The 23,051-nt window shown below is 36.3% G+C and carries 24 protein-coding genes and 1 riboswitch; of the genes, 16 read left to right on the top strand and 8 right to left on the bottom strand.

All coding sequences use genetic code 11. The features are described from left to right. Positions 1–20: 20 nt before the first annotated feature. Positions 21–848: a formate/nitrite transporter family protein gene (locus AB3M96_RS18550; protein WP_412969099.1), complete on the bottom strand. Its 828-nt coding sequence runs from the start codon at positions 846–848 to the stop codon at positions 21–23. Positions 849–1,261: 413 nt separating this feature from the next. Between AB3M96_RS18550 and AB3M96_RS18545 the strand changes: the two genes are divergently transcribed. The 5 genes from AB3M96_RS18545 to AB3M96_RS18525 all read left to right on the top strand — a co-directional run bounded on the left by AB3M96_RS18545 (position 1,262) and on the right by AB3M96_RS18525 (position 6,777). After that, positions 1,262–1,864: a hypothetical protein gene (locus AB3M96_RS18545; RefSeq protein ID WP_412969098.1), complete on the top strand. Its 603-nt coding sequence runs from the start codon at positions 1,262–1,264 to the stop codon at positions 1,862–1,864. Between the two features lie 75 nt (positions 1,865–1,939). Beyond that, entirely contained in the window at positions 1,940–2,542 is a 603-nt protein-coding gene (locus AB3M96_RS18540) for a hypothetical protein (protein WP_412969097.1), read from the top strand. A 117-nt stretch (positions 2,543–2,659) separates the two neighbouring features. Then, positions 2,660–3,607 carry an aldo/keto reductase family protein gene (locus AB3M96_RS18535; RefSeq protein ID WP_412969096.1) on the top strand — a complete coding sequence of 316 codons (948 nt, stop codon included), beginning with the start codon at positions 2,660–2,662 and terminating at the stop codon, positions 3,605–3,607. A gap of 142 nt (positions 3,608–3,749) precedes the next feature. Beyond that, positions 3,750–4,406 carry a DNA alkylation repair protein gene (locus AB3M96_RS18530; RefSeq protein ID WP_412969095.1) on the top strand — a complete coding sequence of 219 codons (657 nt, stop codon included), beginning with the start codon at positions 3,750–3,752 and terminating at the stop codon, positions 4,404–4,406. Positions 4,407–4,839: 433 nt separating this feature from the next. Continuing rightward, complete coding sequence (locus tag AB3M96_RS18525; RefSeq protein ID WP_412969094.1) at positions 4,840–6,777, top strand: endonuclease MutS2; 1,938 nt, start codon at positions 4,840–4,842, stop codon at positions 6,775–6,777. A gap of 5 nt (positions 6,778–6,782) precedes the next feature. Here the strand turns inward: AB3M96_RS18525 and AB3M96_RS18520 are convergent, their stop codons facing one another. Continuing rightward, the gene (locus tag AB3M96_RS18520; protein WP_412969149.1) at positions 6,783–6,974 is read right to left on the bottom strand and encodes a hypothetical protein; all 192 of its coding nucleotides are present in this window, start codon (positions 6,972–6,974) and stop codon (positions 6,783–6,785) included. Between AB3M96_RS18520 and AB3M96_RS18515 the strand changes: the two genes are divergently transcribed. Continuing rightward, positions 6,898–7,137, top strand: a complete 240-nt coding sequence (locus AB3M96_RS18515; RefSeq protein WP_412969147.1) for a Parvovirus coat protein VP1-like protein — start codon at positions 6,898–6,900, stop codon at positions 7,135–7,137. The genes AB3M96_RS18520 and AB3M96_RS18515 overlap by 77 nt on opposite strands. On the opposite strand, the gene AB3M96_RS18510 is transcribed toward AB3M96_RS18515, so the two are convergent. Then, entirely contained in the window at positions 7,124–7,948 is an 825-nt protein-coding gene (locus AB3M96_RS18510) for a S1C family serine protease (RefSeq protein ID WP_412969093.1), read from the bottom strand. The two genes, AB3M96_RS18515 and AB3M96_RS18510, sit on opposite strands and share 14 nt — an antisense overlap. A 123-nt stretch (positions 7,949–8,071) precedes the next feature. Next, positions 8,072–9,148: a M42 family metallopeptidase gene (locus AB3M96_RS18505; protein ID WP_412969092.1), complete on the bottom strand. Its 1,077-nt coding sequence runs from the start codon at positions 9,146–9,148 to the stop codon at positions 8,072–8,074. 241 nt (positions 9,149–9,389) lie between these two features. Next, a riboswitch (TPP riboswitch) is annotated at positions 9,390–9,496 on the top strand. A gap of 90 nt (positions 9,497–9,586) precedes the next feature. On the opposite strand from AB3M96_RS18505, the gene AB3M96_RS18500 reads away from it, so the two are divergent. From AB3M96_RS18500 to AB3M96_RS18480, 5 genes are all read left to right on the top strand, one after another. Further along, complete coding sequence (locus AB3M96_RS18500) at positions 9,587–10,348, top strand: 3-oxoacyl-ACP reductase (RefSeq protein WP_412969091.1); 762 nt, start codon at positions 9,587–9,589, stop codon at positions 10,346–10,348. 14 nt (positions 10,349–10,362) lie between these two features. Further along, a complete protein-coding gene (thiW, locus tag AB3M96_RS18495; RefSeq protein WP_412969090.1) occupies positions 10,363–10,866 on the top strand; it encodes an energy coupling factor transporter S component ThiW in 504 nt (167 codons plus the stop codon). A 331-nt stretch (positions 10,867–11,197) separates the two neighbouring features. Further along, complete coding sequence (locus tag AB3M96_RS18490; protein ID WP_412969089.1) at positions 11,198–11,641, top strand: RlpA-like double-psi beta-barrel domain-containing protein; 444 nt, start codon at positions 11,198–11,200, stop codon at positions 11,639–11,641. Positions 11,642–11,797: 156 nt separating this feature from the next. Continuing rightward, complete coding sequence (locus AB3M96_RS18485; protein WP_412969088.1) at positions 11,798–12,607, top strand: glycerophosphodiester phosphodiesterase; 810 nt, start codon at positions 11,798–11,800, stop codon at positions 12,605–12,607. A 47-nt stretch (positions 12,608–12,654) separates the two neighbouring features. Continuing rightward, positions 12,655–13,035, top strand: a complete 381-nt coding sequence (locus AB3M96_RS18480) for a DoxX family membrane protein (RefSeq protein ID WP_412969087.1) — start codon at positions 12,655–12,657, stop codon at positions 13,033–13,035. Between the two features lie 21 nt (positions 13,036–13,056). On the opposite strand, the gene AB3M96_RS18475 is transcribed toward AB3M96_RS18480, so the two are convergent. Continuing rightward, positions 13,057–13,239 (bottom strand): hypothetical protein, encoded by a 183-nt coding sequence (locus AB3M96_RS18475; RefSeq protein WP_412969086.1) that lies wholly within the window; start codon positions 13,237–13,239, stop codon positions 13,057–13,059. Positions 13,240–13,289: 50 nt separating this feature from the next. Beyond that, positions 13,290–14,708: a Na+/H+ antiporter NhaC family protein gene (locus AB3M96_RS18470; RefSeq protein ID WP_412969146.1), complete on the bottom strand. Its 1,419-nt coding sequence runs from the start codon at positions 14,706–14,708 to the stop codon at positions 13,290–13,292. 148 nt (positions 14,709–14,856) lie between these two features. Between AB3M96_RS18470 and AB3M96_RS18465 the strand changes: the two genes are divergently transcribed. Beyond that, on the top strand, positions 14,857–15,726 hold the full coding sequence (locus AB3M96_RS18465) for a proline iminopeptidase-family hydrolase (protein ID WP_412969085.1): 870 nt from the start codon (positions 14,857–14,859) through the stop codon (positions 15,724–15,726). A 154-nt stretch (positions 15,727–15,880) separates the two neighbouring features. Here AB3M96_RS18465 and AB3M96_RS18460 read toward each other — a convergent pair whose 3' ends face one another. Next, positions 15,881–17,551 (bottom strand): aspartate:alanine exchanger family transporter, encoded by a 1,671-nt coding sequence (locus tag AB3M96_RS18460; protein ID WP_412969111.1) that lies wholly within the window; start codon positions 17,549–17,551, stop codon positions 15,881–15,883. A gap of 201 nt (positions 17,552–17,752) precedes the next feature. Here AB3M96_RS18460 and AB3M96_RS18455 point away from each other — a divergent pair, with 201 nt between their 5' ends. The 3 genes from AB3M96_RS18455 (at position 17,753) to AB3M96_RS18445 (ending at position 20,908) form a co-directional block, all read left to right on the top strand. Further along, positions 17,753–18,307, top strand: a complete 555-nt coding sequence (locus AB3M96_RS18455; RefSeq protein WP_412969110.1) for a sigma-70 family RNA polymerase sigma factor — start codon at positions 17,753–17,755, stop codon at positions 18,305–18,307. Continuing rightward, positions 18,292–19,404, top strand: a complete 1,113-nt coding sequence (locus AB3M96_RS18450; RefSeq protein ID WP_412969109.1) for a hypothetical protein — start codon at positions 18,292–18,294, stop codon at positions 19,402–19,404. Before AB3M96_RS18455 ends, AB3M96_RS18450 begins: the two co-directional genes overlap by 16 nt. A 295-nt stretch (positions 19,405–19,699) precedes the next feature. Then, complete coding sequence (locus AB3M96_RS18445) at positions 19,700–20,908, top strand: MFS transporter (RefSeq protein ID WP_412969108.1); 1,209 nt, start codon at positions 19,700–19,702, stop codon at positions 20,906–20,908. Positions 20,909–20,970: 62 nt separating this feature from the next. On the opposite strand, the gene hmpA is transcribed toward AB3M96_RS18445, so the two are convergent. Further along, positions 20,971–22,185 carry an NO-inducible flavohemoprotein gene (gene hmpA / locus AB3M96_RS18440; protein WP_412969107.1) on the bottom strand — a complete coding sequence of 405 codons (1,215 nt, stop codon included), beginning with the start codon at positions 22,183–22,185 and terminating at the stop codon, positions 20,971–20,973. Positions 22,186–22,364: 179 nt separating this feature from the next. Between hmpA and AB3M96_RS18435 the strand changes: the two genes are divergently transcribed. Then, the gene (locus AB3M96_RS18435) at positions 22,365–22,796 is read left to right on the top strand and encodes an Rrf2 family transcriptional regulator (protein WP_412969106.1); all 432 of its coding nucleotides are present in this window, start codon (positions 22,365–22,367) and stop codon (positions 22,794–22,796) included. Positions 22,797–23,051: the final 255 nt, after the last annotated feature.

Genomic DNA, 23,051 nt, shown 5'->3' with positions numbered 1-23,051 from the left:
TCCCATGGAGTTTTTCTATATTAAACACTCATTTTTTTCTCAACAAGTTCTGTCTGTTTTGTTCCTTCGATAACTCTATAATCCTGCTTCTTATATGCGTACCAGTATGCCGTTCCAATGAATAGTGCTCCACCAACGGCATTTCCTAAAAATACAGGAATGAAATTACCAATATAATCGGCCCAACTGAAGTGTCCAGCGAAGATTGCTGCCGGTATAACAAACATATTTGCAACAACGTGTTGAAAGCCAATCGCAACAAATGCCATTGTTGGGAACCATATTCCAGCAATTTTCCCTATCATATCGTTACTTCCATATGCCAACCAAACCGCAGCAGCAACAAGCCAGTTGCAGCCGATTCCTGATACAAATGCCTGCAGGAAGCTAGCATTTATTTTATGTTCGGCGATATGAACCGTACTTTCTAAATACGCGCCAGTTTCGGTTAAACCAACAACATGACCAAAGAAATATGCAACAAAAATCGCACCTAAAAAGTTACTAAGTGTAATCAAAAACCAATTATGGATGAGCTGTTTTGTTTGAATTTTTTGTGCCAAGCGTGCAAGGGGAACAACCATCATATTACCGGTTAATAGCTCTCCACCTGCAATTAATGTAAGAATAAGGCCAAGTGGAAAGACGGAAGCTCCAAGTATTGAACTAATACTAGCAAGACTCTCAGGTAAAGGGGCAGTCACCCTTATATAAAGTAAAAAGCCTAAGGAGATAAATGCTCCAGCTTGAAAGCCTAAAATAAGTGTAGTCCAAATGGGATAACTAGTCTTTTTAATTCCGTTCTTAACCGTAATATCTACGATCTGATCTGGTGTATGCAGAGACATGTTGGAATGGTCCTTTCTAAAGAAGTTTTTGTGAAAACCTTCACATTATTATGTTACCATTTTAACTTATTTTAGAAGGTATTGATGTGAACATTTCGTAAACGTTACTTCTCACGCCATTATCACTATATAAGAAGGAAAAACTCAATTTTTGTTGAATTATAGTAGAACACGTAACAATTTTCGTCTTGGAGCGTCTAATCATGTAGAACACAGAATAAATATATGACTGGATATATGACTGAAGTAACTATTAAATATGACATTTCTCCTATAATCTTTTCTTAGGGGAAAAGGACCTAACGTACATCGCAGGTCCTAGTTAAAAATATATCTCTAGCTTATTCAACTAGTTACCTGCTTTTACTATGATGGTATAAGAATAAGTCATATAAGATTGTTGGGGGATTAAAATGAAGGTTTATATAATACTTTCTGATACAGGTACATTATTTACTAGAATGATAAAAATGTTTACGAAAGAGCAATTAAATCATGCGTCTATTTCTTTTACAGATAATCTCGATACAACTTATAGTTTCGGGAGAAAAAGACCTCACAACCCATTTATTGGTGGGTTTGTGCAAGAAGATTTAAAGGGGAAGCTCTTCCAAAATGCAACTTGTGCTATTTATAGTTTCACTGTGTCAGAGGAAGAATATTCTAACATGATCGGTTTTATTAAGGAGATTGAAGAAACACGCGAGAAGTACAAATACAATCTGATTGGACTTTTTGGAATCTTGTTAAAAACAAAGATACAAAATAAAAATGCCTTTTTCTGCTCTCAGTTTGTAGCAACTGTATTAATGCGCGGAGGATTTTCCATAAATGATAAGCCGGCATGTTTTGCTCGTCCTAGCGATATCATAAATTATGAAACTATGAAGTTAGAATACGCTGGGCCAATTCAGGCGTATTTATCTGGAGAAGAAAAAGAAGTACCTACATCTAAAAAATCATATATTAATCGAAAGCTGCAATTAGCTTATAACTCTCTGCTTTCTTTATTATAATGATGTCTGGACTTGAAGTCTTACACGCAAGGGAATGAGTGCGCAATAAGATTCACAGTTTGAAAGGAGTATACTATGCATGAACTTATTAATAAAACCTTTTCATTTTTACTTGCAGTATTTTTGTTTGTGATTTACCTAAAAAATGAACACTATTTAGACTTTCTTTATTTCCACTACATTATTGATTACATTTTTCTAATTTTAGCAATTATCCTTATAGTTTTGGGAGTTAATAAAGTAAATAAGAGGATATCGACATTTCGCTTTACATTACATATTCAACTTATTTCCAGCTTTCTTCTTCTCCTTTTCTTTACACATGAGCTTTTCACACCTTATTTTTATACCGACAACTATTTAAAAAAAGTAGGGGTGGAAAAGATCGAGCTTTATCATCAACTTTCGGATACTGAAATAGACAGCGAAGAACGTGACAAGCTTGCGAAAGATGCTGTGGTAAAGGATATGGCCGCCTCGTATTCTATAATTAATCAATACCCAACTGTTGAACCGTTAGAAAAAATCGAAGTCCTTGAATTTAAAAGAAATTTTGACGAATATGAGATGACTATCAAAGGAAAACATCCTGAACAGGATTTAGTACATACATATGAATACACTTTTGAAAAAGAGGGTTTAGACTTTAAAATAATTGGATTTGCAAATCTAAATTAGATTTTATGTACTTTCTATGAATCTATTAAGTTTTTAATACTTTAAAAATGAGAAAAATTCCTTTAAGTGGTAAAATAAAAGATGATTTTAAATACATACATAAAGGAGCTCATGACTATGGAATATCGTCGTCTTGGAGATACTGGTCTTAAGGTAAGTGAAATTAGCCTTGGAAGCTGGTTAACATATGGTGGGTATGTTGAAGAGCAAAATGCAGCTTCATCTATTGATAAAGCATATGAACTAGGAATTAACTTCTTCGACACAGCAAACGTGTATATGCGCGGTGAGGCTGAAAAGGTTGTTGGTAAAGCATTAAGCAAATATGATAGAAGTTCTTATGTTCTGGCAACAAAGGTCTTTGGAAAGATGGGGGATGGACCAAATGATTCTGGGTTGTCTCGTAAGCATATCATGGAACAATGTCATGCAAGTTTAAAAAGACTTGGAACTGACTATATTGATATCTATTATTGTCATCGCTTCCATACAGAAACACCTCTTGAAGAAACATTACGTGCTCTTGATGACCTTGTACGACAAGGAAAAGTGTTGTATGTAGGTGTTAGTGAATGGACTCCGGAACAAATCTCGGAAGCAGTGCATCTTGCTGATAAAAAGCTATTAGATCGTATCGTCGTAAATCAGCCGAACTACAGTATGCTTCACCGTTATATTGAAAAAGAAATTATTCCTGTTAGTGAGAAGCATGGGATTGGACAAGTTGTATTTTCACCACTAGCACAAGGTGTGCTGACTGGAAAGTATAAAAAAGGTGAGGCAGTTCCTGCTGGTAGCCGTGCTTCACAAGAGAAGTTAGGTGACTTATTTGGTGTTCTAAATGATGCGAACCTCGATAAGGTTGAATTATTGAAGGGTATTGCAGAAAATGAGAATCTTTCTTTATCACAACTTGCGATAGCATGGATTCTACGTCAACCAAATGTAGCAAGTGCATTAGTAGGTGCAAGTCGACCAGAGCAATTGGAAGAAAACGTGAAAGCATCTGGTGTTGTTTTAAGTGAAGACACACTTCAACAAATTGAAGAAATTCTATCTGTATAACCAGTTATGGGACAGCTTGTCTGTCCCATTTTTTATACTTTAAGAAAGGTTAACTTCCTTGAAAGGATTAAATTATAAGAAAAGACATCGATTTCTGCCGTCATGGGCGGGAAATCGTGTTTTTCTAATAAGGAGTTTAAAAATGATTGACTTAATCGTTCGTTTATTTGAAGAACATCGTAATCAGGAAAACGCCATCCCTATGCAGAACTATATGAAAAACAAGTTCCTATTTCTTGGTATTAAGACGCCATTACGAAGAGAGTTAATGAAGAGGTTTTATACAGAAACTGGTGTCTTAAAACAGGATTTCCAACCCTCTTTTGTAGAGCTTTTATGGGAAAAAGATGAGCGAGAATATCAAAATGCAGCCCTCGATTATATGCAAAAATCGATAAAAAAGATTAATAAAGAACACTTACCATTTCTAGAAAACCTTATTACAACCAAATCTTGGTGGGATACAGTGGATGTGCTTGCACCACATTTAGTAGGTAAGGTTGCAAAAGAAACACCTGAAGTAATTGCGGAATATATTGAAGGGTGGGCATACGGTGACCATATATGGTTATCCCGTTCATCAATACTTTTTCAACTTAAGTATAAAGTACGTACAGACGCAGAGCTTTTATATCGTTACATACTTGCAAATGCAGCAAGTAAAGAATTCTTTATTCAAAAGGCCATTGGCTGGGCGTTAAGAGAGTATTCGAAAACTAATCCAGAATCAGTCCGCAGCTTCATTCAACTAAACAATTTACCGAAATTGAGTATAAGAGAAGGAAGTAAATACATTTAGAGTAAAAAAATAGAAAATTGTCTATATACATTTGATTTTTTGGTGCTATAATAATGGTATCTTCCAAGTAAAGGGGTTTATTTTATGAAGGGTGCAGTTCTTAACTAAAACGTAACTTTATACGTGCGAGTCTGAAAAAATTGCTTTATAGCAGATGTTTATTTGTTATACCCAATTTTCGGATCGTGAAATGTTAAGAACAAAGGTTTGCGCCGACTCCTTCTACGAATGAAGTATGTTTGTACGGATTTATCCTTACGAATGTTTCATTGTATATGATGACTTTTTGACCGCAACAGAACCAATGTGTTCTCTTGCGGTTTTTATTTTATACAAGGTTTTTAGAGAAACCTTCTTAAAAATGAGTATGTACTCCTGTTCTTACGTTTCCTCGCACGTGTGTAAAACCAAAAACACATTAGGAGGAATTCCATTGAATTCACAAACCATCGAAGTTCTACAATTTACTGATATTAAAGACGAAATCGCAACATATTGCATTTCAGAACTAGGAAAAGAAAAAATTGAATCTATAACACCTTCTCGTACGAAGAGGCAAATTGTTGCTTGGTTAAATGAGGTAAGTGAAGCGAAAAAGGTATTGGAAATTAGCACAAGTGTACCGATTCATACGTTAAAGGATATTAAATATCTATTAACTAGCATGCATAAAGCAGTGACATTACGGCCAGATCATTTAATGAATCTATGTGATTTCTTAGTTTGTATCGAAAGACTTAAAAGATTTATGAGTGATAAGGAATATGCAGCACCTATTATCTCAACCTATGTATATTCTCTTTTTGACTTAAAAGATTTGGCAGATGAGATTGCGCGTTGTATCCGCCATGGAAGAGTTGACGACTACGCAAGTAAAGAATTATTGAAAACGAGAAAACAAATCAGTATCCAAGAAGAACGATTAAAAGCAAAAATAGAGCAATTTGTTAAATCATCCAAGAACAGCAAGTATCTCCAAGACAATCTTGTCAGTGAACGAAACGGGAGATACGTTATCTCTGTAAAGAAAGAATATCGAAAACAAATCAAAGGAACTGTACTTGATACATCTGCTTCAGGTGCGACTCTATTTATGGAGCCAGAAGAGATAGGTTATCTACAGGAAGACATTAATTTGTTAAAAATGCAAGAGGAGGCAGAGGAGCATCGTATCTTAACACAATTAACTGGTTTGGTCGAAAAACACGAGCATGAAATAAAAATAGCTGTTGAAACGATGATTCAATATGATGTTATTTTTGCCAAAGCTAAATACAGCCAAATAATAGGAGGGATTGCTCCACAAATAAATGAGCATCATACTATTCGTCTAAAGAATGTAAGACACCCACTATTAGGTGCACCGGCAGTTCCACTGAATTTTACGATTGGGGAAGACTATGATGCCTTAGTCATCACAGGTCCAAATACAGGAGGAAAAACGGTAACGGTAAAAACGGTAGGGTTACTGACTCTAATGGCACAATCAGGTATGCATATTCCAGCAGATGAAGGTAGTGAAATTGCAATCTATGATAAAATTCTCGTTGATATTGGGGATGGCCAGAGTATTGAGCAATCTCTTAGTACGTTTTCATCACGAATTAAAAACATTATTGAGATATTAAAAGAAACGACGCCACATTCACTTGTATTATTAGATGAACTAGGGGCAGGTACAGATCCTGCAGAAGGAATGGGACTTGCAACTTCAATTCTTGAAGAACTGTATCAAAAAGGGGCAACGCTTCTTGCGACAACTCATTATAGTGAAATTAAAACATATGCTGAAAACAGAGAAGGCTTTGAGAACGGCTCTATGGAGTTTGATGCGAGCACATTAAAACCGACATACCGCCTTATCATTGGTAAAGGTGGCGATAGCCAAGCATTTACGATTGCATTGAAATTGGGAATGCATCCATTCCTAATTGAACGCGCACATCAAATCACCTATGGAGAAACGAAGGAATATCGAGACGCTAGTCCATTTACTATCAATGAATTAAGCTCTCAGCTTGCGATGAATGCTAAGTATGTACAGAAGCAAAAGCATGGAAAGATTGAAAAGAAACCAAACGAGGCGTCTATTTTTAAAAGAGGAGATAATGTAAATATCCCTTCTTTGGATCAATATGGCATAGTCTCCAAACCAGCTAATGATAAAGGTGAAGTAGAAGTGGTGGTAAAAGGCGAGAGGTTACTCTTTAATCATAAAAGGCTTTCTCTATATATAAAAGCCGAGGATCTGTATCCCGAAGATTACGATTTTGATATTCTTTTCGAATCGAAAGAAAACAGGAAGATACGAAAAGAAATGTCTAAGCATCATGTAGAAGGGTTAGTTATTGAAGATATAGACCGTATTTAAAACAATTACCCAGATTTTACAATAGCCCTATCTTTCTCGACTTGTGTTTCATATTTTAGTAAAAACAAACCGAGAAGGAAGGGTTTTTCTATGTATAAAAGAAGGAGAGTTGGTTTTTGTATGCCTGGATACCGTTGGTGCGGACCAGGATGTGGGGGAAGTGGTCCACCAACGAATGCCGTTGATAACTGCTGCATGCAACATGATTTTTGTTACCAAAGATTTGGACCGTCAAGAATATGCGACGAGGCATTTTTACATTGTTTAGAAACAAAAAGTAATCCCTTTACCAAGGAAGGCAGGGACGCAAACTTCTTTTCGAAGATGATAAAATTAAAAAGCATTTTTACTCCGTTTTAAATTCAACTTCTTCGAGTAATTTTAGAATGTGGCTGGAAGGTACAGCAAGACCTACAATTTCTTCCGTTTCAATAGTCGGATTAGGAAGTGTCGCAAAAATTACACCAATTACCTTTCCGTCCTTGTTAATCACTGGACTACCACTATTTCCGCGATAAATCGGTGCTTCAATCATCATAACAGGAACTTCCCAATCACGTAAGACAACATTTCCTTTTATTTCACCCTCATTTGCAATTTGAGTAAAAGACAGAGGATTACCTATAAACATGATTTTTTCATTACTCCAATCCTTATCAGCATTATCAAGTTCAAGAGTAGGGAGGTTAGTAGCTTCAATATCGACAATGGCTATATCGAGGTTTGCATCCTTTGCAATAACTTTGCCAGTGTATGAATCACCAGATCGATATTGAACAGTTACAGTGTTTGTATGGTTAACAACATGTTCATTTGTTACTATTAGTCCACTTGAATCCACTGTAAAACCAGTTCCTTTAACACCGGCCCACTCAATCGTTACAACTGCTTTCCTGTATTCTTTTACCTCATGTTGATTTGATAGTCGATTTGAAACCTCAACAAAGCGGATTGCAGGGAGGTTGAATACATTGAACCAAACCTGTAACCCTGTAACGGTCATAGAAACTACAAGTAACAAACTAACTAATTTAACAATAAGACTTCTACGTTTTTTCTTTTTTGCTTTTTCTTTTTCCCATTCTTCATCATCGTCACTTTTAAAAAAAGCATCCCAGTCCATCTCATCATTACTATTTTCTTGTGTTTGTTCCTCACGATCTTTGTCCACTAGGTTAGCTCCTAACTTTGCTTCTATTTCTATAGTAGTATGTGAAATGATAGGTTGGTATAAGCATTTTTTTGGCCTGAACCTCTGCACTAAAATATATCTGCATGGCCAGGCCGTATATTACTATATAAAGCTCATTTCTCCCCAGTTTCCGAGGTCTTTTACTAGTGAGTTGAGTAATGTTAGCGTTTGTTCATAATCATTAAGATCTGCCATTTCAACAGGTGAGTGGGAATAACGGCGAGCTACGGTAATGGCCCCAGCACGAATTCCTTCACGCTCAATGTGAACAGCTGCTACATCAGTTGTTGCTCCTGTCATTACGGCAAGTTGATAAGGAATCTCTAGCTTCTTCGCATGAGACGTTATTAGTTTTTTCATTTGTGGTGACATAATGTTACCACGTACAGAACCTCCAGCTAAAGCAGGAATAACAGGTCCTTTACCGATACCAACCGGATAACCACTACCAAGACTGTCTGGAGTATCTGCACAAGGTATCGTATCAAGGACGATTGCATAATCTGGATTTAGTTTGTAGGTTGCCACTTTTGCCCCACGTAATCCAACTTCTTCTTGAACAGCCACAACACCAACTAATGTTCCGCTAAAGTCACGGCTTTGTAACGTTTTAAATAGCTCCACTAATAGGACACAACAGCTACGGTTATCAATGGCTTTTCCGCAAATTAAATCTTTATTCGTAAATTGCTCAATTTCACTTATGTATGTAATTGGGTCGCCGATTTCAATTCCCATTTCAAGAACTTCAGCTTTTGAAGATGCACCAACATCGACATATAATTCATAAATACTAGGTGCTTTTTTACGTTCCTCGGGAGTTTGTAAATGTCCAGCCTTCACACCAATTACGCCAAAGTGCCCATTTACATTTACTTTACGTCCGATAAGAAGTGTCTCAAGAACTCCACCTGTACGTTCAACTCGAATGAATCCTCGGTCGTCAATATCTCGAACAACACAGCCTATTTCGTCAGAGTGAGCGGAAATCATTAATTTTGGACCAGGCTGATTTCCTTCAAGGTAGGCATATAAATTACCCATATGGTCAACTTCTACCTTATCGGCAAAAGGCTTGAACATCTCTACTAAAGCTCTAACTACATTCATTTCTTGACCAGGTGTTCCTTGGATACTAGCAAGTTCCTTTAATTCTTCTAAGAAAGTTGTTTTAAACATGAAGTGTTCCCCCTAGATAAATTTAATAAAAACACGAATTTCCGCCTATAACGACAGAAATTTCTCAAAAGATCGAATAGAGTAATCTTTTAATCTATTTTTACATAGCTTGTCTCTTTGTGCAACTAAAGGGGTAAAGTGACTACTAACTTTACTATTACTCAGTTTTACTTACCGCACCTTACCAAATTATTACTTTACATCTTTGTGTAACCACGTTATACTTAAAAAAAGAATATTCGCAAACTACTAGGGGTGCCCGGTTGGGCTGAGAGAAAAACAGTTGTTTTTTAACCCTTTGGACCTGATCCGGGTAATACCGGCGTAGGAAAGTAGAGTTAGAGTTAGCAATTTTATCTCGCTACTTAAGCCAGGTCTATTTTACATGGACCTGGCTTTTTTGCGTTGTTCTTTACACTAGTTTAGGGGGTTTTGACTATGAATCTACATAATCAGGTTGTCCTGGTAACAGGAGGAGCACGTGGTTTAGGAAGGGAAATTGTACGGGGTTTTGCACAAGAGGGAGCAAAGGTAGTAATAAATTATTTTCAAAGTGAAGACAAAGCACTATCTTTGAAGGAAGAAATAGGAGAAAACGCTATTGCCATTCAAGCAGATATTCGAAATCGAGAACAAGTCCAACAAATGTTTGGTGAAGCTAAGCGATACTTTGATAAACCCGTAACAACTGTTATTAATAATGCATTAGTTCAGTTTAAATTTGATCCAATATCTAAGAAAAACGCTGATGATATCTCATGGGAGGATTATCAAGCACAGCTTGAGGGTGCTGTAAGGGGTGCATTACATACTACTCAAGCCGCTTTACCTGATATGAGAGAAGAAAAGTTTGGTCGTATCATCACAATTGGAACAAATCTATTTCAAAACCCTGTAGTAGCCTACCATGATTACAATACAAGCAAGGCCGCATTATTAGGGTTTACTCGTAGCATGGCAAAAGAATTAGGAGCGTATGGGATTACAGTTAATATGGTCTCGGGTGGGCTACTCAAAACAACAGATGCAAGTTCAGCAACATCAGAGGAAGTTTTTCAATTAATCAAATCGTCGACACCATTGCAACAGGTGACAACACCTTCCGATGTAGCAAATGCAGTACTCTTCTTTGCCTCTCCATGGGGAAAGGGAGTAACAGGACAAAATCTAGTCGTTGATGGCGGCTTAGTAATGGACTAAAAGGAGGATTTCTAATGAATAAAACGTTAAAAATGACTGTTACAGCAATGCTAGTAGCAGTTGGAACGATTACAAGTCATTTGTTCTCAATACCAATTGGTTTTACAAAGGTATTTCCTATGCAGCATTTTATTAATGTATTATCTGCTGTTATCCTTGGTCCTGGGTATGCAGTATTACAGGCTTTTTCAGTATCACTATTACGAAATATGTTAGGAACCGGGTCATTATTTGCATTTCCAGGTAGTATGATTGGTGCCTTTTTAGCAGCATATCTATTTTCAAAGACTAAGAAACTATCAATGGCTTTAACAGGTGAGATAATAGGTACTGGCATACTAGGGGCTATTGCGTGCTATCCATTAGCTACACTCATCATGGGCAAGGAAGCCGCACTGTTTGGATTCGTACCATCGTTTATCTTTAGCTCAATTGCTGGGGCAATTTTTGGATTTGTAATTTTAAATATCGTTATGAAGAGCTCAGCGATTAAAATGTTTCAGGAGAAGAATTTTTAAGTTGGTTGAATTTTAAAGGACAAAAGTAAATTAAATTCGCGTTGGTGTATTTGCACCCGATTTTTTTCGAGCTTGCTCGAAAGACTTCCTTTTAAAAATCGAGGCATCCGCCGGAGACTATAACTTTATTCAGTCGGAGTTTTAACACTGACTGAATTGTATACTCCTTTTGCATTCATCCCCCACTTATAGAAGTAGGGGACTTCTGCTGAATAAAGTTAAATAGCTTTTTCTTATTTCCTCCTCAACTGTAACCAGAACTGTGTCTATAACATAATTTAATTAGACGAAGTAATTAGTAAAATACGGCTTTTGGGGGAGAAGAAGAGGAATGAGTAATCAAATGTCTGGTCACTACTGTCCTTATTGTCACGGATATATTGATGGAAGAACTACCTATTATCCTACTTATCCGCAGCAATCCTATAATTACGTCCCATATCCAACAGGATATTGGTATCAGCCAAGGGACACTGATTCAATCATTGGTAAGGCATCTTGGACTTGGGGTGGAGTACCAACCAAATGTGAAATTGGTTGGAAATATGATAATAATATGACAGTTGCAGTTGCTGAAGGAAGTCCGTTCAAATGCGGTCAACGTTTAAAAGTAAGAAATCTTTCTTTTGTTCCTTCTCATGAAGTTATTGTCACGGTTGTTGATACGGTGAAGAACTTCCCGTTAAACAAAATTAATCTTCATAGAATGGCCTTTGAGGCACTAGGTGCACAACCAAGTGTTGGAGTTTTAGATGTAGAAATCACTCCAATTTAATAACACATGCAACCAATATGCAATTATCATCACATGAAAACAGCCTAATCTCTTTGAACAACAGGAGAAAAGGCTGTTTATTGTTTTCTCCCAAGCATAGATATCTGTCAGATACAAAGAATAGGAAAGATAACTTTGATATAGGAAAGGTTGCATATGATCAAACGAACTACTCTATTACTACTTATGTTTTGTTTGTCACTTACATCTATAGTTCTCGCTAAACCAGATGATGAGGAACCAATAATAATAGCCCACAGAGGCGCGAATAATAGGTTTAACGAGCACACACTAACAGCCTATAAACTTGCTTCAAAAGATGGTGTTGATTATTTAGAGATTGATTTACGTATGACAAAAGATCACGAGCTTATTGCAATGCATGACGCAACACTCGATCGAACGACAGATGGGAAGGGGAAAGTATCTGATTACACCCTCAATGAAATAAAGTCTTTTAAAACAATCGGTACTTTTCATAATAAAACTGTAAGTGAAGAAATACCTAGTTTAAAAGAAATTCTAAAAACCTTTGCAAAAAATGAAAACTTTTATATTGAAACAAGGAAGGTAAATAATCAACTTGTGATGGAAGAGCCCTTAGTGAAACTCTTACGTAAGTATGACGTTTTAAAAACGAAGAGGGTTGTTCTTCAGTCGTTTTCTAAGGAGAGTCTTGAGAAATTATGGGCTTTAGCTCCTACTATTCCGCTTACCCTTTTATATCGAAAAGGAGAGTTCGATCTAAAGCAGGCAATGTCAACTCCGTACCCTATTATTGGTATTGAATCTTCAGATGTTACGAAAGATGTTGTTGAAGAATTACATAAGGCTGGTAAGAAAGTACATGTTTATTTCACGAATAAACAAACACAAATAGCTGAACAAAAAAGAATCATAAAATACGGTGTAGACGGATATTTCACTGATTTTATAAAAGAAACGCAGCAACTTTTACAAAAATAGCAAATTAATTCGCGTTCCCTTGTATACTTATATAAGGGGGTGTTCGTTTGAAAAAGGTAGCATTGCATGTACCTAGAGTATTCTTAGGTGTGTTATTTTTAGTTGCAGGCGTAAATGGATTTTTTGTAATCTTTGGTTTAGACCCGTTCATTGCGACAAGTCCAGAAGCGATGTCTTTATTTGATTTTTCCTATTTGTTAGTAGCAGAAAAATCGTTAGAGGTGTTTTGTGGGCTACTCTTACTAAGTAATCGATATGTCCCGTTAGCACTGGCCATTCTAGCTCCACTGGTAGTAAACATCTTCTTGCTTCATTTGTTTGAGGATCAATCTTTATTACTTTTAGCAGTTGTTATCATAATCGCACATGGAATATTATTAGTATTTTACCGAAATAACTTTAAAAGTATATTCGAAAAAAGACCATAAAAAAACGCCAAGAGGCGTTTTTTATTCATTATCGTTATCCATTCTTTCCCTTACATTGTTTACTGCATTCTTTGTTGCATCAACAGCACTCATTGCAGCATCTTCAGTAGTTTCTAATGCATTATGAACTGTTTCAAATGCTGAGCCTGCAGTATTCTTAAGATTTTCCGCAAAATTTCTATCGTTCTGTTTTTCATTTGACATATGTATATTCACCTCCTAAATAGAGATAGCTTATGGACTTTTGACCAATCCTATACAAGAAACAGTGCACTTATTACATATAAAATTATTGCAATCCCTCCGCCAATAGCTGATAGTTTCAATTTATAGCGGGCATAATCAACTAAATCCAGGTCTAGTATTGCTGCAGTAGTGATTGTTGTATCACCTAAAGGTGAGGTTATCGCTCCGAATGCACCACTTGCGAATACAGCACCAACTGTTAATGGGATCGATGCTCCAGTCGATAAAGCTAAAGCTATACCAAGTGGCATAAATAATCCCCATGTCCCCCAAGAGGATCCAATAAAATAACCAACAATTGAACCTATTAAAAAGATTGTTGCAGGCGTTAAAAAAGCTGGTAAAAAAGAGCCTAAGGTTGAACTGATAAACTCAGAAAAACCTAATTCCTCGGCCGCCAATGTTAAAGACCAAATGAGTACTAAAAGGCTAATCGCCTGCATCATTTGATTTCCACCATCATAAAAGTGATACAAGACCTCGTTTAGCGGTTGCTTCCGCATCATGTAAAAAATAAACGTTATAATTAGCGTAATAAAAACGGCCAATAACATGACAAATATAGCATCTGCCATTGAAAAAGCTTCAAAAACAGTTTGTGCTCCTAGTGACGTCCCATTCTGCCATAGAAGATATAAAGATAATCCCAGCAATAAGAAGACAGGAATAATCAAATGCCAAGGCTGAGCTTTCACCATTGATAATTCACGTTTAATTCCTGCTCGGTGGTATTCATGCTCTTTTTCCTCTAGGTCTATTCTCATATGGGGATTATTGGGTTTTTTCGAGGGCAAAAATGTTTGAATAATCCCTATAATCAGCATGACAATCGCGTAAAAGTTAAACAATATACTAAGCAAAAATACCTGATAAGGAGACATTCCCAGATCAAGTCCACGGATCCCACCTTCAACTAATGAAACCATAAAGCCTACAAATGCCGTTGCAACTGGCAATAGAACGATAACAGATTCAGTTGAAATATCTAATGTCATCCCAACTTTTTGCTTTGAGAGATTCATTTTCTTTATAAGAGAATTAATAATCGGTCCAATCATCATGATCCGAAACATTGGCATCATAAATGTAAAAGGGAGAGTAAACCAAATAAGTCCTAGTAAACCACGTTCACTTTTTATTTTAGTTCCAATCCATTCGGTAAATCCTTTAATACCTCCGGCTATGTTCATCATTCCAACTAAACCACCAAAAACATATAGGAAACTAATGATTTTTATATTTGTTTCATCTGACAGTGTTGTAACAACATATTCTACAGCTTTCTGAGTTCCATCTAATAAACTTGCTGTAACAAGAATGGAGCCCACAAGAAGTCCTAACACAAGCCCGGGGAATATATCTTTTAACCAAATAGACATTGCGATTACAATCAGAAATGGTAAAAGAGAAAGCCATGCTTGATCCATTATTTCTTTCATCCTCCATTTCATTTTTCTAAGCTATTTAGTTAGTATTACCTTACATATATGAACATTATTTATTTCAAGGTATCTTCCAATTTCAGAAGTTTTGCAAGATAATAAAGGGAGGTTGAAGTATTGAGGAGGGTCACGTATGTCTATGAAGGAAGGTTTTGTTGAAGTAACAGGAGGGAAGGTCTGGTATCAGATACATGATATAGGCGCCAAGAATACACCAGTTATTGTTTTACATGGTGGTCCTGGTTCTTCACATTTTTCATTACAAGGTTTGAGAATATTAGCGGAAGATCGTCCCGTAATTTTTTATGATCAGTTAGGCTGCGGAAAATCAGACCGCCCAACTGACACATCATTATGGACAATCGACCGTTTCGTTGAGGAACTTGAACAATTGAAGAACGCACTTGGCCTTGAGGAATTCCATATCCTCGGACATTCATGGGGGACAACCCTAGCCGCGGCATATTACTTAGCAAAACCAGCGGGTGTTAAAAGTATACTATTTTCAAGTCCATGTTTAAGTGCACCACAATGGGCTGCGGATCAAGAAGAAAACCGCAAGAAACTACCAAAAGATGTTCAAGAGACATTAAAGATACATGAAAAAAATGGAACGACAGACTCTGAAGAATATAAGGAAGCGACCGAGATTTTCAACAAACATTTTGTTTGCCGACTTGACCCATATCCGGAGTTTCTAAAAGAGGGGAGAAAGTATAAAAACCCTGAGATATACAATATAATGTGGGGACCATCAGAATTTCATGTAACAGGTAACTTAAAAGACTTTGATTGTACATCTCAGTTAAAGGACTTTAACATTCCAACATTATATACATGTGGCCGATATGACGAAGCAACGCCAAACTCAACTGAGTATTTTAGCTCTTTGACTCCAGGAAGCAAGTTCCATGTATTTGAGCAAAGTGCTCACATGCCATATTTAGAGGAACAAGAGGAATATGTCAGAGTGGTACGCAGCTTTTTGAAGAGTGTTGATTGAAATTTGCTTAAATAAGTGAATAAAATAACAGTTATTAAACTATAAGGTTACATATGAAAGGCTATGATTACTGAGATATTTTAAAAAAATGGGATTTCCGGAACCATGAACGCTCCATAGTTGCCGAGATTTTGGATAAACCGGGATTTGGTCACTATGAAAGGCTTATAGTGACCGAGATTTCGAAAGCATTGGGATTCGGGTAACCATGAAAGGCTAAATTACAAAGATACTCTGAGGCATAAGCAATTGCCGGGTCCTCTGAGTCAATCAATTGGTTAACAGAACCAAGTCCTGGTGTACTTGTCATCCCGCCACATAGTGCTCCTAATGAATGAACAATACTCAGGTGGAAGAATTTACGCGCTATAAAAAATCCAACAATCATTGGAAGGAGCGTAATAATTGCGCCACCAAGTACCAATCGAAGTCCTTCTTCTTGAATGACATCTACTAAGCCTGAACCGGCAGTAGTTCCAGCTCCTGCTAAAAATAAGGCAAGCCCAATATCGCGTATTACTTGATTAGATGGCTGAAAATATCTTGCTTGAATAGGTCCTAATTTCCCAAAGTGACCAATGATTAGAGCAACAAAAAGCGGACCACCAGCAACGCCAAGAGTTATTGTTCCAAGTCCGGGAAGGTGGATCGGGACCATTCCTAATAAAATTCCAAGTAAAAGAATAATACTTAACGAAAAAATATGAACATTGGTAACCAATAGCTTTTTTCTTGTAAAAAGCTTTTCAACATCGTTTAAGCGATCCTCACTACTTACAATTGTTAGCACATCGCCACGTTCTAAACGCATTTTTGCATTTTGACTGAACTCGATACCGCTTCGTTCAATACGTGTAACGGTCACTCCGTACTCCTTACGTAAATTCAATTCCTTGATCGTTTTACCGATAACTTCCTCAGAATCAACAACTACCTTTCGAAGCTTTATATGATCAACGTTCTGAAGTGACGTGGGAACTTCAATTCCTACGAATTTACAAAACTTATTCAGTTCTAAGCGTTCGCCAACTGTTACAAGGCGATCTCCTTTTAAGATTACTGTATCATTTAACGCTATAATGCTCCTATGACCACGGATTACACGGCTTATTACGATTGAGTTCCGCTTTTGAAATTTAAGCTCACTTAATGTCTTTCTATTGATAGATTGATTCGTAACTTCTATCGTCATTACTTCCGGAGATTCTTCATTTCTCACCGGGTTGTTTTTCAGTTGTAAATCTTTCTCCAAATCAACGCGTAGTATTCTTGGCAGTAATTGTACAAAAAGAACGACTGCAACAACTCCAAATGGGTAGGCTATACCATAACCTACTGATGCGAGCGGGTCATTTGTAGCCTGAAGAGCCGCTGCAAGTCCTGGTGTACTTGTCAACGCTCCAGTCATGATACCAATACTAAGGGCTGCTGATAAATCGAATACCTTAGCTACAATAATCGTTGTTATAGCTGCAACGATCACGATGATGATTGATATGATTCCAAATATAATTCCACTAGAGCGAATCATTCGGAAAAAGCGTGGTCCGGCTTGCAAGCCTACTGCCACAATGAACAAACTAAGTCCAAAGTTCTGTACAATAGGGGATACTTGATAGCCAAAGTGTCCAAATGTCATTGCAATAAGAAGGATACCGGCTGAACCTAAACTCAATCCTTTAATCTTTGTTTGTCCAATCCACGACCCCAAAAATAATATTAAAAATAATAATAATAACGGCTGTTCTAGTAATTCTTCAATAAACCCCATTTTACTGTTGCCTCCGACATTCTGATGTTTCCAAGTTGTAAGTACAACAATCATAATATAACTTTTTGAAAAACAAAAATAGGGGGTTCACGATATTGGCACATCTGTAATAATGATACTTGAAATAAGATACATACCTAACGGAAAATAGTAAATGGACAAACTACTCGCTTACTAAATAGAAGAAAATTAAGTTGACTTAGGGGAACCTCTAATTAAGGTGTGTCGTCTATTGTAGTGAAAGGGGGGAATACAGTGGAGGATTACATAAATGAATTATCAATATCTGATGATAAAGTCCTTATCATTGAAAGGCTTTTAGATGATTATGGGACTGAGATTAAGAGATTAGCGTATCTCTATGTTAAGGACCATTCCTTAGCAGAAGACATTGTGCAAGAAGTGTTTATTTCATGTTATCGCAATCTGGAAGGATTCAGATATGAAAGCAGCTATAAAACGTGGCTTGTCAAAATAACAATTAATAAATGTAAAGATGCTTTGAAGAGATGGAGTTTTCGAAACCTAATTTATAAAGAGAAAATAGATGATAGTCAATATGAAATAGATACTCCCGAAGATAAAATGATTTCAAAATTAGAAGATATCTACATAAGTAAACAGGTCTTACAATTACCATTAAAATTTCGTGAGGTTATTATTCTATATTATTATCAAGAACTAAGTATTGAAGAGATAAGCCAAGTAATGAACATAAAGGTGAACACTGTAAAAACGAGATTATATAGGGCTCGCGTAAAATTAAAGGAGAGTATGGAAGGGAGTGAGTACGAATGGAAAGAGGATTAAAGGATCTGAAAAACACCTTTAATAAGACTGTACTTAAGAATATTCAAGTATCACAAACGGAAAAGGAAAAAATACTAGTATCATTGAATCAAGAAAGAAAACAAAAGACTCCTTATAAATACTATTTCTCATTCGTTGCTGCTGCAGTCGTAGTGCTCCTTTTATTTAGCCCAAAGTTAGTAGATTTTATGGGGAAACCACAGCAACATGGGTATGATCCGAGTATAGTTCAGGAGGAAGAACCGGTTGATGACCAATTCAAAGTCCCTTTAGATCCAGCAATAAGTGTTATAAATGAAAAAACGAAATCAATCTATGGTTATGAAGTGTTTTATCCTTCTTTTGCAGACTACACAATATCGGCTGTAACTTTGATGGAAGGACCAGGTGGCCATAAACGTGATATAAGCGTAGAGTATTCCAGAAATATTGGTGAATTAGTCGAAGAAAGTACTGAAGAAACTAATCTTGAATTGGTTTATGGTCGTTTTGATGGAAAAATAGACTTCCGTATAACCTATTCTAATTTTAGTAACCAAAACCAATTTAAAGACAATAAACTTATTAATGGAGTACCGGTCTGGTATTCAATTGTTGAAAATACGAATGGAAAGTACCTTCTAGCATCATTTGACTTTATAGATGGTGGTTATCTGTTCGAATTCTTTTTATCTAGTGAATTTACTGAAGAAACGGCTTTTCAAATTCTTGATACGATAACAAAGGAAGTTTATGAAATTAAAACCGCATTACGTTCAAATCCCAAGAGTGAAATGTATCAAATTTCTGTAACTGAATATGCAACACTAGAAGTTTATTTAAAAGAAACATATCGACATCTTCAACCTAATTCAGAATACTGTAAAACATTTGCGAATCAAACCGAATGTGTTTCCCATATCGCCTTTGCCAGCATTGGTTACATTAATTATTTTGAGGAAGCAATAGCCAAGTTAGGTATGTCAGAAGAATTTGATGAGTTGCAGAAAATAGCTTTTGACCTAAACATGAAATTCTTTGATGGGGAAGATATTAGTGAATTTTCTAATGAATTCGGGAAAAAATTTGAGTTGATTTACAACCAGATTGGATACTAGAGCTCAGCAGAAACATCGGAATTTTTAATAAAAGACATTCCACTAAGAGCATGGATTTTACAATTCCATGCTTTTAATTATGTAGAAAATTGTAAAAAAATCTAACTGTCAAAAATAATCTTATATGATAAAATTTGGTTATTAATTTAGAGGAGGAATAGAACATGTCAAAAAACAATAAAACATTTTTAGTCCAAATAGGAGGAGTGAACGTTTAACGTTCCTATAGAACAATTAATCGGTTACTCCTACTTTACTATATTTAAAAACTTTTTAAGAGTAGGAGATAATAAATATGAAAGAATTAAAAGGCACTCTCGCCGGACATAACATTAAAGTGATGTATTGGATTCATTTTTTTGGAGCGATAAGCTTTTTAGCGCCCGTTTTGACTTTATTTTATACATCGCGGGGGTTATCAGCATCAGAAATTCTCATTGTGCTAATGTTTTGGAGTGGTGCGGTTTTAATAGGGGAGGTTCCTACCGGTGTGTTTGCGGATCGGTACGGAGCAAAGATATCTTTCTTAGTTAGCACCGTAATTAAAATCGTAAGTATTTTATTATTAGTAGTGGCATATCAACCATGGATTTTCTTCTTGTATAGCTTTATCAATGGTTTTTCGGTAACTTTCTTTTCAGGTGCGGATGAAGCATTAATCTATGATTCATTGAAGGAAAGTGACAATGAAAACAAAATGGATAAAGCAATGGGGCACATCCAATCAGCCGGGTTTATCTCTATGGTTTTTGCTGTTTTATTTGGTGCTTACTTAGCGAAAGATTTAAAAAATGAACAGTTTATTATGTTAATAGTTTTGGGTGTATTGTTTTATCTGGTTGAGTTGATTCTGGTTTTACGTGTAAAACAACCACCAAATGCGTCTACATATCGAGAGAACCCTTTTACTCAAGTTAAAAATGGGTTACAAGTTATTCGAAGCGCTCCATATCTACTAATTATGTTCTTAAACGTTACTTTGGTATTTATTCCAGCTGGCGCGGTGTATGAATATTTTGATCAGCCATTAATGAAGAATGCTGGCCTTCCTGTTATGTACATAGGAATCATTTATGCATGTGCGTCGATACTAGGGTATTTTGCATCAAATTCAATTGGATGGTTAACGAATAAGTTCTCCAGGATATTTCTGATGAATGCTACTGGACTCTTGGCAGTAGCAGGACTATTTGTGTCTGCTATATTTGAGCAGTCACTTTTAACGATTTTAGGTGCATTCTTTGTGTTAAAACTTGTTAGAGCAATTCGGTACCCAATCTATTCACAATTAAGCAACGATATCATTCCTTCTGAGGTACGGGCTACCACGATATCATTGCTTTCGATTATTGATTCTGTCATGGATCTACTTGTTTTTGCTATGCTATCGACAGTAGCATTAACTGGTACTTCTAATGTATTATTGGTTGGTGCAGCCATTGCATTAATTGGAACTTTACTGCCGATTCGAAGGCCACATGTAGCTATTGAAGTTGCTAAATAAAAAAGGAAAACCTGACCGTTAACCAGTAAAAGTTTACTAAGTTGGCAGTCAGGTTTCTTTATTTATGCAGTTACAAGTTCTTCTTCGAGTTCACTAGCTGGTCCAAAGAATTCAAAGTGAATGTTTTCTATAGAAACACCTAATTCTGTGAGGTTACGGTACATCATCTTCATGAACGGCGTTGGTCCACAGAAGTAGAAGTCTGCTTGTTTATCATCAATAACTGATTTTAGAAGGTCTAGATCAATAAATCCTTCTTTATCAAAGTTTTTAGTTTCCTTATCGGAGTCAGTTGGATTTGAATATACTACCAGGTTCTTTACATTAGAATGTTCAGATGCCACTTGTGCAACATGGTCCTTCATTGCATGGACCTGACTATTAAGGGCACCGTGAATAAATACTACTTCACGAGCAGGCTGTTGTTCAATAATGGTATTTAACATGCTTACCATTGGAGTTAAACCAACTCCACCGCTAATTAATACTGCCGTATTTTCCTTTTGTTCAAGTACAAAGTCGCCAGCAGGAGCACTCAGAGTGATAATATCGCCTTCGTTTACATCTTGATGCAGGTATGTAGACACTACACCATATTCTTCACGCTTTACACTTATTCGATAATATTCTTTTCCAGGAGCATCAGATAAACTATAGTGACGCATATGTGTATACATTTGGTCATCTGGTTTTACTTTTACTGTAATATATTGACCTGCTTGATAAGATGCAATTTCTTTTCCATCTTCAGGTTTTAAATAGAAGGAAGTGATTACATCGCTTTCTTGTACTTTACGATCAACTACGAAGTTTCTAAATCCTTCCCAACCACCTGGCTGAGCTTTTGCTTCATCATACATTTCTTTTTCAATTCCAATGAATGCATCTGCGATAACTCCATAAGCTTCTGCCCATGCATTAATAATATCGTCAGATGCAGCATCGCCTAATACGTCTTTAATCGCTGCTAACAAGTTTTCACCAACAATTGGATAATGCTCAGCTTTAATACCGAGCGCACGGTGTTTTTGGCCAATTTGTTTTACAACTGGGATAATAGCCCCTAGGTTATCAATATTTGCAGCAGCTGCATATACAGTATTTGCTAGGGCAGTTTGCTGACGTCCTTGTCTTTGATTTGCATGATTAAAAATATTTAATAATTCAGGATGGTTACTAAACATAATTTTGTAAAAACGGCTTGTAATATCTGTTCCATGCTTTTCAAGTACTGGAACGGTACTCTTGATAATATCGATTGTCTTTTGATTTAACATGATGTCATCACCTTCACTTAAAGATATATTTAATTTACATGTTTAATAATATAACGATAGTGTTAATAAAAGAAACACTTCAAATACATCTTTTGAAAAGTTGTCACATTTTAAAAGAGAAATAGAATAATATGCTATAATACCTACAGATAATCGTAAAATAAGGAGTATTGTATAAGATGAGATTAACAAACTACACGGATTATTCTCTACGTGTATTAATTTACTTATCACTTAAAAGCCCGCAGGAATTGAGTACCATCCAAGAAATAGCGGATGCATATACTATTTCAAAAAACCATTTAATGAAAATTATTCATCACTTAGGACAACTTGGTTATATAGAAACGATTAGAGGCCGTAGTGGGGGAATAAGACTTGCCAAAAGCCCAGGAGAAATTAATATCGGAAAGGTCGTTTCTCAAACTGAAGAGGATTTTCAAATCGTCGATTGTTTTAAACATGGAGGCAGTTATTGTGCCATCTCGCCCACTTGTAAATTAAAACACGCTCTATATGAAGCATTGCAAGCTTTTATTGGAGTTTTAAATGGATATACGTTAGAAGACCTTGTAAATAACAAAGATGAATTGAGAGAACTACTAAAATAAAGCGCCTGTATTCGTTAACTTTGCGGAGACAGGTGTTTTTTTAATTAGGCTGTTTTTAACCTAGAGATTATATTTTTCAGAAGAGTGATTGGAACGGATGGCACGAGACTCCAGCGGGAAAAGCGTGGCCAGGTGAGACCCGCAGGAGCCTGCGACGAGGAGGCCCACGGACCGCCCGCGGAAAGCGAGTGCCAGGAGTGGAAATCACTTATCTTTGTAAACAATACAATGATAAATAATAAAGAAACAACCTTA

Source organism: Ferdinandcohnia jepli, assembly GCF_047246645.1.
Lineage (GTDB): Bacteria > Bacillota > Bacilli > Bacillales > Bacillaceae_L > Ferdinandcohnia.
Note: the sequence above shows the minus strand (reverse complement) of the source record. Positions and strands in the feature narration are given on the sequence as shown.